We start from the raw sequence: 11416 nt of genomic DNA, 5'->3' as shown, positions 1-11416 counted from the left end.
AGCCGGACGCCGCGCTGCTGCGCGCCGGCTAGCCGGACCGGCGCGGCCCTCGCGCTCCGGCGGCGGTCAGGACGGCCAGGCGCGGGCCAGCAGGTCGCGGGTGTCACCGAGCAGTTGCGGCAGGACCTTGGTGCGGCCGATCACCGGCATGAAGTTCGCGTCACCGCCCCAGCGCGGCACCACGTGCTGGTGCAGGTGCGCGGCGATGCCGGCGCCGGCCACCCCGCCCTGGTTCATGCCCAGGTTGAAGCCGTGCGCGTTGCTCACCTTGCGGATCACCCGCATCGCGGTCTGGGTGTACGACGCCAGCTCGGTGGTCTCCGGCACGTCCAGGTCGGTGTAGTCGGCGACGTGCCGGTAGGGGCAGACGAGCAGGTGGCCTGGGTTGTACGGGTAGAGGTTGAGCACCACGAAGACGTGCTCGCCGCGGGCCACCACCAGGCTCTCCTCCGGCGGCAGCTTGGGGGCCCGGCAGAACGGGCAGCCGGTCGGCTTCTCGTAGCCCTCGGCCGGGCGGTCCTCGCCGGAGATGTAGGTCATCCGGTGCGGCGTCCAGAGCCGCTCCAGGCCGTCCGCCATGCCGTCGATGTCCGTGTGCCGTTCCGCCCCTGTCACGAGCCGATCCTACGGAGCCACCCAGGCGGGCCGCGACACCCGCTGTCGGGAAAACTCTTTGCTGCAAGTTCTTGACGGATCAATGCCCAAACCTGAAACTTTCTGCATCCAAGAACTTCCATGCATTGATGGAGGGCTCCATGATCCGACGGCTCGGCCGGCTCCTCGCGGCACTCGCCCTGACTGCCGCCACCACAGTGGCCGGCGTCACCCTCACCGCCGGCGCCGCACAGGCGGACGGCTGTTACACCTGGGGTCGCGCCCTGTCCCAGGGGATGTCCGGCGAAGACGTCCGGCAACTCCAGATCCGGGTCGCCGGCTACCCCGGCTACGGCGCCGTGCTCACCATCGATGGCGCGTTCGGCCCGGCCACCCGGTCCGCGGTCATCCGCTTCCAGCAGGCGTACGGGATGTCGGCGGACGGCGTCGCCGGCGCGCAGACGTTCAACCGGCTCTACGCCCTCCAGGACGACGACTGCACACCGGTCAACTTCAGCTACGCCGAGCTGAACAACTGCAACAGCACCTGGGCCGGCGGCGCGGTCTCGGCGAGCACCGCGCGGTTCAACGCGCTCGTGTCGATGTGGAAGCTCCAGGCCATGCGGCACGCCCTCGGGGACGTGAACATCGCGATCAGCAGCAGCTTCCGCAGCTACACCTGCAACAGCGCGGTCGGCGGGGCGTCGAACAGTCGACACCTCTACGGTGACGGGGTCGACCTGGTCGGGTCCCCGTCCTTCTGCCGGCTGGCCCAGCAGGCCCGCTACCACGGCTTCGGGCAGATCCTCGGCCCCGGCTACCCGGACCACAACGACCACACCCACGTGGCGGCGGTCGGCGGCTGGTCAGCACCGAACTGCGGCATCTGACCGCAGGCGCCGACTCCTGGCGTCGGCCTCCGGGCGAAGATCGCGCCCGGACATGGATGTAGTGGCCTCCCCACGCCGGGGAGGCCACTACATCCTGGGTCGAGCGCGATCTTGCGGCGGGCGCGCGACCGCGCGGGCGGCGCTACTCCGCGGCGGCCGAGGGGCCGATGTTGGTACGCGAGCTGACCACGTCCAGCACGTGGGTCACCGCCTCGGCGACCGGCACCCCGTTGCGCTGCGAGCCGTCGCGGTAGCGGAAGGAGACCGTGCCCGCGGCCACGTCGTCGTCACCGGCGATCACCATGAACGGGATCTTCTGCTGCTGCGCCGTACGGATCTTCTTCTGCATCCGGTCGTCACCCGCGTCCACCTGGGCCCGGATCCCCTCGGCGCGCAGCGCCGCGACGAAACCGTGCAGGTAGTCGGTGTGGTCCTCCCGGATCGGGATGCCCACCACCTGCACCGGTGCCAGCCAGGCCGGGAACGCGCCCGCGTAGTGCTCGGTGAGCACCCCGAAGAACCGCTCGATCGACCCGAACAACGCCCGGTGGATCATGACGGGCCGCTGGCGGGTGCCGTCGGCGGCCTGATATTCCAACCCGAACCGCTCCGGCTGGTTGAAGTCGACCTGGATGGTGGACATCTGCCACGTCCGGCCGATCGCGTCCCGCGCCTGCACGGAGATCTTCGGCCCGTAGAACGCCGCGCCGCCCGGGTCGGGCACCAGGTCCAGACCCGAGGTCGCGGCGGCGGTCCGCAGCGCCTCGGTCGCCTCGGCCCAGTCCTCCTCGGCCCCGATGAACTTGGGCGAGTCGTCCCGCGTCGACAGCTCCAGGTAGAAGTCGTCCAGGCCGTAGTCGCGCAGCAGGTCCAGCACGAAGCTGAGCAGCGCGGACAGCTCCCCGGCCATCTGCTCACGGGTGCAGTAGATGTGCGAGTCGTCCTGGGTCAGGCCACGGACCCGGGTCAGGCCGTGCACGACGCCGGACTTCTCGTACCGGTAGACAGTGCCGAACTCGAACATCCGCAGCGGCAGCTCCCGGTACGACCGCCCGCGCGACCTGAAGATCAGGTTGTGCATCGGGCAGTTCATCGCCTTGAGGTAGTAGTCCGCGCCCTCCAGCTGCATGGGCGGGAACATGGTGTCCGCGTAGTACGGCAGGTGACCGGAGGTCTGGAACAGCTGCGCCTTGGAGATGTGCGGGGTGTTGACGAACTCGTACCCCGCCTGCTCGTGCCGCTGGCGGGAGTAGTGCTCCATCTCGCGGCGGATGATGCCGCCCTTGGGGTGGAAGACCGCCAGGCCGGAGCCGATCTCGTCGGGGAAGCTGAACAGGTCGAGGTCCGCGCCGAGCTTGCGGTGGTCGCGCCGGGCGGCCTCCTCCAACAGCTTCAGGTACGCCTTGAGCTCGTCGCGGGTCGGCCACGCCGTGCCGTACACCCGCTGCAACTGCGGGTTCTTCTCCGACCCACGCCAGTACGCGGCGGCCGAGCGCATCAGCTTGAACGCGCCGATCATGCGGGTGGTCGGCAGGTGCGGGCCCCGGCACAGGTCCGACCAGCAGACCTTGTCCTCCTTGGCGTCAAGGTTGTCGTAGATGGTCAGCTCGCCGCCGCCCACCTCCATCACCTCGTCGGTGTCCAGGCCCTCGCCCTTGACCTCGATCAACTCCAGCTTGAACGGCTCGTCGGCCAGCTCGGAGCGTGCCTCGTCCAGGCTGTCGAAGCGGCGGCGACGGAACCGCTGCCCGGACTTGATGATCTCCTGCATGCGCTTCTCGAGCTTGCTGAGGTCATCGGGCTGGAACGGCTTGTCGACGTCGAAGTCGTAGTAGAAGCCGTTCTCGATGGGCGGGCCGATGCCCAGCTTGGCCTCGGGGAAGATGTCCTGCACGGCCTGGGCGAGCACGTGTGCGGTGGAGTGGCGCAGCACGTTCAGCCCGTCGGGCGAGTCCAGACTGACCGGCTCGACGACGGTCTCCTCGGCCGGCGACCAGTCCAGGTCGCGCAGCTGGCCCTGCGGGTCTCGGACCACGACGATCGCCTTGGGGCCGTTCGCGGGCAGTCCGGCCGCGGCCACCGCGTCGGCCGCCGTCGTCCCGGCGGCGACGACGACAGGGTCGGCCACGGCGGGGGTACGGGGTGCGGACACGGTGACTCCTCCAAGTGGTACGAAACGGTGCCGATCCTCGGCTCCTGCCGATGCTATCGGTCGCCCCACCCTCGACCGGGAAGGGCACCTTCCTCACGTCCGCGTTGAACCTTTCGCGCCTCGCAGCCGAACTACAGAGTGTGGCCGGAACCGGTGCCGGTCGCGCGGACACGGATGGGGGCACGAGATGGCGAGCACGTACGGCGGCGAGCGCCGACGGCGGATCACGGCGGTGACCGCGCTGACCGCCGCCGGGCTGCTGCTCTGGCCCGGCACGGCGCACGCGGTGGACGTGACGACCACCCCCACGGAGGCCCGGCAGGGCGACGCCGTACGCCTGGAGTTCAGCGTTCCGGAGGAGCGGGCCGGCACGAAGACCAACCAGATCGAGGTCCGGTTGCCGACCGACGCGCCGATCGCCGAGGTCTACCCGATGTCGGTGAACGGCTGGGCGCCCCGGATCAGCTCCCGCACCCTGGACAAGCCGGTGGCCGGCATCCACTCGTCCGGCGTGAGCACGGTGACCACTGCGGTGACCTGGGTCCGGGTGGGCGAGAGCGATCCCGGCCCGGCCCGGCTGGCGCTGTCCATGGGGCCGATGCCGCAGGCGGAGCGGCTCACCTTCGAGGTGGTCCAGACGTACGCCGATGGCACGGTGGTCCGGTGGGCGGACGCCGCCGGCCCGCACCGGGCCCCGGCGCTCACCCTGCTGCCGGCGGCGCCCGGCGCGGCGGGTCAGGCCGCACACGGCGGGCACGGCGGTCCGGCGGCCGGTGCGCCAGCCGCTGCGGACAGCGGTGTCGACGCCCCGGCCGCTGGCGCGGACGAGGAGTCCGGCAGCGCCGACGGGATGTTGGCCGCCGGCCTGCTGGCCGGCCTGGGTGGCGGCGCGGCGATCGGTTGGCTGGTCAGCCGGTGGCGCCGACGCGACCCGGGCGAGGCCACCGCACTGGCCGAGGTGACCGGCGGAGCGGACGAGGACCAGCCCCCGACGCTCGCCGAGGTCACCGGCCGCACGGACAAGGACCAGACCCCGACGCCCGCCGTTTCCGCGTCATCTGGGTGATCCACTCGGGTTCCCGGAAACCGCGGCATCAACGCGGCACGGACACCCCGATCTGCAGAAACCCGAGTCGATCATGACCCGGGCGGCCAGGCCGGGCGGCGGTCCAGGCCGGCGGGGTGGTCAGGGCAGCCAGGTGGGTAGCGGCTCGCGGGCGGCCAGCCACGGCTCGGGCACGCCCCCGGGGGTGCCGACACCGGTGTACGCCGCCACCACCGCCCCGGCGATGGCGGACGTGGTGTCCACGTCCCCACCCGCCCGCACGCACGTCCGGATCGCCGTCGGATAGTCGTCGAGGTGGGTGGCGGCCACCCAGAGCGTGAACCCGACGGTGTCCTGCGCGGTCACCCGGGAGCCGTTGCCGAGCGCCGCCACCACCTGGGGCAGTGGCCGGCCGAGCAGCCCGGCCGCCCGGTTCACGCTCCGGTGCACCTCGGTGCCCGGATCGAGCGCGGCGGCGATCCCGGCGAGCAGCCGCTCCGGGGCTGGCCGGTGCCCGTCGAGGCGGGCTCGGGCGGCCAACGAGGCGGCGACAGCGACCGCGACGGCGCCGGCGATGCCCTCGGGGTGCGCGTGCGTCACCTCGGCCGAGGAGCGGGCCTGGGCTGCGGCACGCGCGGTCGAGTCGGCGAAGTACGCGCCCAGAGGGCCGACCCGCATGGCCGCGCCGTTGCCGCAGGAACCCTGACCGTCGAACGCGGAGGCGGCGGCCAGCGGCCACGGGGTGCCGGTGCGGATCAGCCGGAGGATCAGCGTCGCGCCGGCGCCGTAGCCCCTGCGCGGCTCGCAGCGCTCGGCGAAGGCCAGGGCCAGCCGGTCCCGGTCGATGCTGCCGGAGTCGGCGAGCTCGGCGAGGACCGAGCAGGCCATCTCGGTGTCGTCGGTCCACTCCCAGGGCGACGGCGGCAACGCCTGCGGGGTGAGATCCGCAGGTGCCGACCCCGGCAGGAAATACTGAGCGCCGAGCGCGTCGCCGGTGGAGAGACCGGCGAGGCTGTCCCGGGCGAGCGCCAGGCGGGCATCGGCGAACAGGGTGAACGACATCGTCGTACCAGCTTGCCCCCTCGCCAGGCACGTCGCAACGCGATCAACTTGCCAGGCCCAGTACGGTCTTGTCGTGGCCTCCGTGCTCCTGGTCGAAGACGATCACGTCGTACGCGGCGCGATGCTGCGGTCCCTCACCGACCGGGGGCATGCCGTGCACGCCGTGGGTACGGCGTTGGACGCGCTGCGCCGGGTCGCCGCAGAGACACCCGACCTGGTGGTGCTCGACCTGGGTCTGCCGGACCTGGACGGCTCGGACGCGCTGCGGATGCTGCGCGGCATCACCGACGTCCCGATCATCATCGCCACCGCCCGCGACGACGAGCAGTCGGTGGTCAAGCTGCTGCGTGCCGGCGCGGACGACTACATGGTCAAGCCGTTCACCGGGGCGCACCTGGACGCGCGGATCACCACGGTGCTGCGCCGGGCCGGGCGGGCCAGCCGGATCGTGCAACCCGCTGTGCACAGCGTCGGCGGGCTCAAGGTGGACGTGGGCGAACGCAGTGCCCAGCTCGACGGGGAGCCACTGGCGCTGACCCGCAAGGAATTTGACCTGCTGGCGTATCTCGCCGCGCGACCTGGGCGGGTAGTGTCCCGCCGGGAACTCTTGGAGGAGGTATGGCGGCAGCCATCGGTCGGCGAGGATCAGACCATCGACGTTCACCTGTACTGGCTCCGCAGAAAGATGGGCGAGTCCGCGGCGAAGCCGCGCTACCTGCGCACCGTGCGGGGGGTCGGGTTCCGGCTGGTGGCACCGGACTGAGGACGGCGCTGGCCCTGCTCACGGCCGGCATGTGCAGTCTCGTCGCGCTCGCGTTCCTGATCCCCCTCGGCCTCAGCCTGCGTGAGCAGAGCCGGGACGAGGCGATCGCCGACGCCGCCCGGCGCAGCGCCCTGGTGACCGGCGCGCTGGCGGTCAGCACCGACCCGACGGTCGTCGAGCGTGCCGTGGTGGCCAGCGCCGAGGGTGCCCAGACCCGGCCGGTGGTGCACGGGTTGGGTCTGGACGAGTCCGCGGGCCGGGCCAGTGGCAGCGACCTGGACCGGGCCCGTGCCGACCGGCGGTCGCTGGTCGTGGACGTCGACGGCGGTGTGGTCCGGCTCGACCCGGTGGTCCTCGGTGACCGGACGGCCGTGGTCGAGGTGTTCCTCCCGGATTCGACGCTGGGCGAGGGTGCCGGCGGCACCTGGTTGCTGCTGTTCGCGGTCGGCGCGGCGATGGCCGGCGCGGCGGTGCTGGTGGTCGACCGGGTCGCCGCCCGCGCGGTGGACTCGACCCGAGGTCTGGTGAAGGCCGCACTGTCCATCGGCGACGGCGACCTGGGCGTACGGGTGGAGCCGACCGGTCCCCGCGAGCTGGCCGAGGCCGGGTACGCCTTCAACCGGATGGCGGACCGGCTCGACGCGGCCCGCACCGATGAGCGAGAGCTGGTGGCCGACCTGTCGCACCGTCTGCGTACCCCGTTGACGGTGCTGCGGTTGGACGCGGAGGCGTTGGAGTCCGACGACACCAGCGTGGGTTCGTTCAGCCCGGCGGAGCTGGACCGGCTCCGGGGCATCCGGCGGATCCGGCAGGCGATCGTCACCCTGGAGGGTGAGATCGACGTGCTGATCAAGACGACCCGCAAGTCGGTGGCGCACGAGGCCGGTCCGGCGATGTGCGACGTCAGCGAGGTGGTGCGGGACCGGATGGTGTTCTGGGCGGCCCTGGCCGGCGACCAGAACCGGCCGCACCGGGTGAACGGCGCGCAGTTGCGCATCCCGGCGCCGGTGCCGCGGGCCGAGCTGGCCGCAGCGCTGGACGCGGTCATCGGCAACGTCTTCCGTTACACGCCGCAGGGCACCGCGTTCGAGGTGGCCGTGTCCCGACGGGACGGCTACGTGGCGATCCGGATCGACGACGCCGGTCCCGGCATCACCAACCCGGACCGGGCGCTGCGCCGGGGCACCAGTGACCAGGGTTCGACCGGGCTGGGGCTGGACATCGCCAAGCGGGTGGCGTTGCAGGCCAACGGGTCGGTGAGCATCGACCGCGCCCGGCTGGGCGGGGCCAGCGTGGTGATGCTGCTCGCCGACCCGGAGGCGACGCCCCGGCAGGTGAGCCGCTTCGGTCTGGTCGGCCGGATGGCCCGCGACGCCCGGGACACGAAGTCCAGCGGACGTCGCTGGCCCCGCCAGCGCCCCACAGACGAGTGACCGCGACGGCCCGGGTTGTGGGCCGGCGCAAGTCTTCCTTAGATCGCGGTTAACGATCGCGTGTGACCGGCTGCGGGCTGACAGGATCAGTGCACGAACCCACCAGTTTCACCGGTCGAGCGCACCACGCACCCCCGGCCGGTGAAGCCGCGCGCGCGGCGGGAGTCTCAGGTCCCCCCACACCCACGCTCCCGCCGCGCGCCCCGCTCCCCCGAACGGCTCAGCGGCTCAGCCGCGTTCCGGCCGCCCAGCTCAGCCGGCGGTGGCGAGGTACGCGTCGATCTCGGCGCCGATCCGCTGCTTGCCGGCGGGGTCGAGGAAGGACGCGGTCACCGCGTTGCGGGCCAGCCCGGCCAGACCCTCGCGACCGGCCCCGAGCAGACGGGCCGCCACCGCGTACTCGTCGTTGAGGGTCGTGCCGAACATCGGCGGGTCGTCGGAGTTGATGGTGACCAGCAGCCCAGCCTCGACCAGCTGGGGCAGCGGGTGCTCGTCGAGGCTGGCCACCGCCCGGGTCCGTACGTTGGACGTCGGGCAGATCTCCATCCCGATCTGCCGCTCGGCCAGGTGTGTGAGCAGCTCCGGGTCCTGTGCGGCGGAGATGCCGTGCCCGATGCGCTCGGCGCCCAGCTCGTTCAGCGCGTCCCAGATCGTCTGCGGCCCGGTGGTCTCCCCGGCGTGCGGCACCGAGCGCAGACCGGCCGCGCGGGCCTGGTCGAAGTAGGGCCGGAACTGCGGTCGGGGCACGCCGATCTCCGGGCCACCCAGACCGAAGCTGACCAGCCCGTCCGGGCGTTCCTCCAGGGCGATGCGCAGCGTCTCCTCGGCGGATGGCAGACCCGCCTCGCCGGGAATGTCGAAGCACCAGCGCAGTTCGAGGCCGAAGTCGGCCAGGGCGCGCCGGCGGGCGTCCTCGATCGCCTCGCAGAACGCCGGCGCGGGGATGCCCCGGCTCACGTGCGAGTACGGGGTGATGGTCAGCTCCGCGTACCGGACCTGTTGGCGTGCCAGCTCCCGGGCCACCTCGTGGGTGAGGATCCAGACGTCCTCCGGGTCGCGGATGAGGTCCACCACGCTCAGGTAGACCTCGATGAAGTGCGCGAAGTCGCGGAACTCGAAGTAGGTGGCGAGCGCCTCCGGGTCGGCCGGCACGGGGGTGCGTCCCTCGTGGCGGGCTGCCAGCTCGGCGACGATCCGGGGCGAGGCGGAGCCGACGTGGTGCACGTGCAGCTCCACCTTGGGCAGGCCGGCGATGAAGGTGGGCAGGTCGGTCACGGGTTCTCCTGGGCATGGTCGCCGGTGCGGGCGACGACGAAGACGCGGCGGAACGGGAAGTACACCTGACCCTGCCGCACCGGGTACGCCGCGGTGAGTCGTACCCCCAGCTCGGCCCGGAAGGCCGACCAGCCGGCGGCGTCCAGCGCGGCCCGGACCGGGCGCAGCGCGGTGCCTTCCATCCAGGTCAGCACCGGGTGCGCGGCGGCGGGCCGAGCCGGCAGCAGGTGCACGTAGGTAGTCTCCCAGGCGTCCACGGCGCAGCCGGCGGCGGTCAGCAGCGCCGCGTAGTCGGCCGGGTCGTCGACCGGGTCCGCGCGCAGCAGCGGGGCGATCCCGGCCCGCCAGGCCGGCTGGTCGGCGACCTCGCGCAGGGCGCGGTGCGACGGGGCGGCGAAGTTGCCGGGGACCTGCATGGCCAGCCACGCCCCGGAGGGCAGCTCGCCGGCCCAGCGGCGCAGCAGCTCCTGGTGACCCGGCACCCACTGGAGCGCGGCGTTGCTGACGACCACGTCCTCGTCGCCGGTCGGATGCCAGTCGCGCAGGTCGGCGACCGCGAAGTCGACGGGAGTGCCGAGGGCGGCGGCCCGGTCGATCATCTCGGGTGAGGAGTCCAGGCCGAGCACCCGGCTGGTCGGCCAGCGCTGGGCGAGGGTGGCGGTGAGCTGGCCAGGGCCGCAGCCGAGGTCGACCACGGCCCGGGGCCGCTCGGCGGGGATCCGCGCGACGAGGTCGTGGAACGGCCGGGACCGCTCGTCGCCGAAGCGCAGGTAGGTTGTCGGGTCCCACATCGCAGCCTCCCAAACCGTACGTCCGTCTTGTTTCAAGATACGGCTCGCGTGGCAGGCCGGCAACCCGATCACTAGGCTCGGGGCATGGAACAGCGCAGCTTCAACCGGCTCGGCCGGACCGTCGGCGCGGTCGGCCTGGGCGCCTGGCAGCTCGGCGCCGACTGGGGCACCGTCAGCGAGGGCGACGCGATGGCGGTGCTCGCAGCCGCCGTGGACTCCGGAGTCACCTTCCTCGACACCGCCGACGTGTACGGCGACGGTCGCAGCGAGCAGCTGATCGGCCGCTTCCTGCGCTCCCGACCCGACGCCGGGCTCACCGTCGCCACCAAGATGGGCCGCCGCGTCGAGCAGCGGCCGGAGGCGTACACCCTGGCCAACTTCCGGCAGTGGACCGACCGCTCCCGAGCCAACCTGGGCATGGACACGCTGGACCTCGTCCAACTGCACTGCCCGCCCACCGCCGTGTTCTCCTCCGACGAGGTCTTCGACGGCCTCGACACCCTCGTCGCCGAGAAGGCCATCGCCGGGTACGGGGTCAGCGTCGAGACCTGCGACCAGGCCCTCACCGCGATCGCCCGGCCGGGCGTGGCGAGCGTCCAGATCATCCTCAACGCGGTCCGCCACAAGCCGCTGGAGCGCGTCCTGCCGGCAGCCGCGGCGGCCGGCGTGGGCATCATCGCCCGGGTGCCACTGGCCAGCGGCCTGCTCTCCGGCCGGTACGACGAGCACACCGAGTTCGCCGCCGACGACCACCGCAACTTCAACCGCACCGGCGCGGCCTTCGACGTCGGCGAGACGTTCTCCGGCGTCGACTTCGCGCAGGGCCTCGCCGCCGTACGCCGGCTGGCGCCGCTGGTCGACGCGGACCGCACGATGGCGCAGTTCGCGTTGCGCTGGGTGCTCGACCAGGCGGGCGTCACCGTGGTCATCCCCGGTGCCCGCGACGCTGACCAGGCCCGGCGCAACGCCGCTGCGGCGGACCTGTCGTCGCTGAGCGACGACCAACTGGCAGCCGTACGCGAGACCTACGACGAGCTGATCCGCCCGCAGGTGCACGACCGGTGGTGACCCGCACGCCCGGGGTGCTCGCGTCGCGCCACCCGGCCGACCATGCTGGAGGGCGACGCGCCGCCTCGGGTGTCGGAGAGGGGACGCGATGAGGGGCTGGCTTTCGCTCACCCTCGGCCTGCTGGCCGTCGTGATCGGTGCCGTGTGGACGGTGCAGGGCCTCGGCTATGTCAGCGGCAGCGTGATGACCGACCAGAAGATCTGGGCGGTGATCGGCCCGATCGTGGCACTGGTCGGGCTGGTGGTGCTCTGGCTCGGCCTGCGCTCGCGCCGCCGACGCTGACCAACTGGCCCTGGTGGCCTGGCACGGAAAAGCCCCGCATCCCTGGAAGGATGCGGGGCT

Annotated in this window: 11 protein-coding genes; 6 read left to right on the top strand and 5 right to left on the bottom strand. The window is 72.5% G+C overall.

What is annotated here, in order from left to right; translation table 11 throughout:
• Positions 1-66: 66 nt before the first annotated feature.
• Positions 67-579, bottom strand: coding sequence for an HIT family protein (locus GA0070619_RS07280; protein WP_172862178.1), 513 nt, complete (start codon positions 577-579; stop codon positions 67-69).
• A gap of 176 nt (positions 580-755) precedes the next feature.
• On the opposite strand from GA0070619_RS07280, the gene GA0070619_RS07275 reads away from it, so the two are divergent.
• Positions 756-1484 (top strand): D-Ala-D-Ala carboxypeptidase family metallohydrolase, encoded by a 729-nt coding sequence (locus tag GA0070619_RS07275; protein WP_088947355.1) that lies wholly within the window; start codon positions 756-758, stop codon positions 1482-1484.
• A 142-nt stretch (positions 1485-1626) separates the two neighbouring features.
• On the opposite strand, the gene thrS is transcribed toward GA0070619_RS07275, so the two are convergent.
• Entirely contained in the window at positions 1627-3636 is a 2010-nt protein-coding gene (gene thrS / locus GA0070619_RS07270; RefSeq protein ID WP_088947354.1) for a threonine--tRNA ligase, read from the bottom strand.
• 187 nt (positions 3637-3823) lie between these two features.
• Between thrS and GA0070619_RS07265 the strand changes: the two genes are divergently transcribed.
• Positions 3824-4702, top strand: a complete 879-nt coding sequence (locus GA0070619_RS07265; RefSeq protein WP_088947353.1) for a DUF1775 domain-containing protein — start codon at positions 3824-3826, stop codon at positions 4700-4702.
• Positions 4703-4822: 120 nt separating this feature from the next.
• Here the strand turns inward: GA0070619_RS07265 and GA0070619_RS07260 are convergent, their stop codons facing one another.
• Complete coding sequence (locus GA0070619_RS07260) at positions 4823-5743, bottom strand: ADP-ribosylglycohydrolase family protein (protein WP_088947352.1); 921 nt, start codon at positions 5741-5743, stop codon at positions 4823-4825.
• A 73-nt stretch (positions 5744-5816) separates the two neighbouring features.
• Here GA0070619_RS07260 and GA0070619_RS07255 point away from each other — a divergent pair, with 73 nt between their 5' ends.
• Together GA0070619_RS07255 and GA0070619_RS07250 are read left to right on the top strand one after the other, a co-directional pair.
• Positions 5817-6506: a response regulator transcription factor gene (locus GA0070619_RS07255; protein ID WP_088947351.1), complete on the top strand. Its 690-nt coding sequence runs from the start codon at positions 5817-5819 to the stop codon at positions 6504-6506.
• Between the two features lie 29 nt (positions 6507-6535).
• The gene (locus GA0070619_RS07250; RefSeq protein WP_172861995.1) at positions 6536-7939 is read left to right on the top strand and encodes a HAMP domain-containing sensor histidine kinase; all 1404 of its coding nucleotides are present in this window, start codon (positions 6536-6538) and stop codon (positions 7937-7939) included.
• A gap of 252 nt (positions 7940-8191) precedes the next feature.
• On the opposite strand, the gene GA0070619_RS07245 is transcribed toward GA0070619_RS07250, so the two are convergent.
• The gene (locus GA0070619_RS07245) at positions 8192-9214 is read right to left on the bottom strand and encodes an adenosine deaminase (protein ID WP_088947350.1); all 1023 of its coding nucleotides are present in this window, start codon (positions 9212-9214) and stop codon (positions 8192-8194) included.
• On the bottom strand, positions 9211-10005 hold the full coding sequence (locus GA0070619_RS07240; protein ID WP_088947349.1) for a trans-aconitate 2-methyltransferase: 795 nt from the start codon (positions 10003-10005) through the stop codon (positions 9211-9213). The genes GA0070619_RS07245 and GA0070619_RS07240 overlap by 4 nt, the downstream gene beginning before the upstream one ends.
• Positions 10006-10089: 84 nt before the next feature.
• Between GA0070619_RS07240 and GA0070619_RS07235 the strand changes: the two genes are divergently transcribed.
• A complete protein-coding gene (locus tag GA0070619_RS07235) occupies positions 10090-11073 on the top strand; it encodes an aldo/keto reductase (RefSeq protein ID WP_088947348.1) in 984 nt (327 codons plus the stop codon).
• Between the two features lie 88 nt (positions 11074-11161).
• A complete protein-coding gene (locus GA0070619_RS07230; protein WP_088947347.1) occupies positions 11162-11356 on the top strand; it encodes a hypothetical protein in 195 nt (64 codons plus the stop codon).
• Positions 11357-11416: the final 60 nt, after the last annotated feature.

It is taken from the genome of Micromonospora zamorensis, from assembly GCF_900090275.1.
GTDB classification, from domain to species: Bacteria; Actinomycetota; Actinomycetes; order Mycobacteriales; family Micromonosporaceae; genus Micromonospora; species Micromonospora zamorensis.
This window is presented reverse-complemented; position numbering and strand designations above follow the sequence as displayed.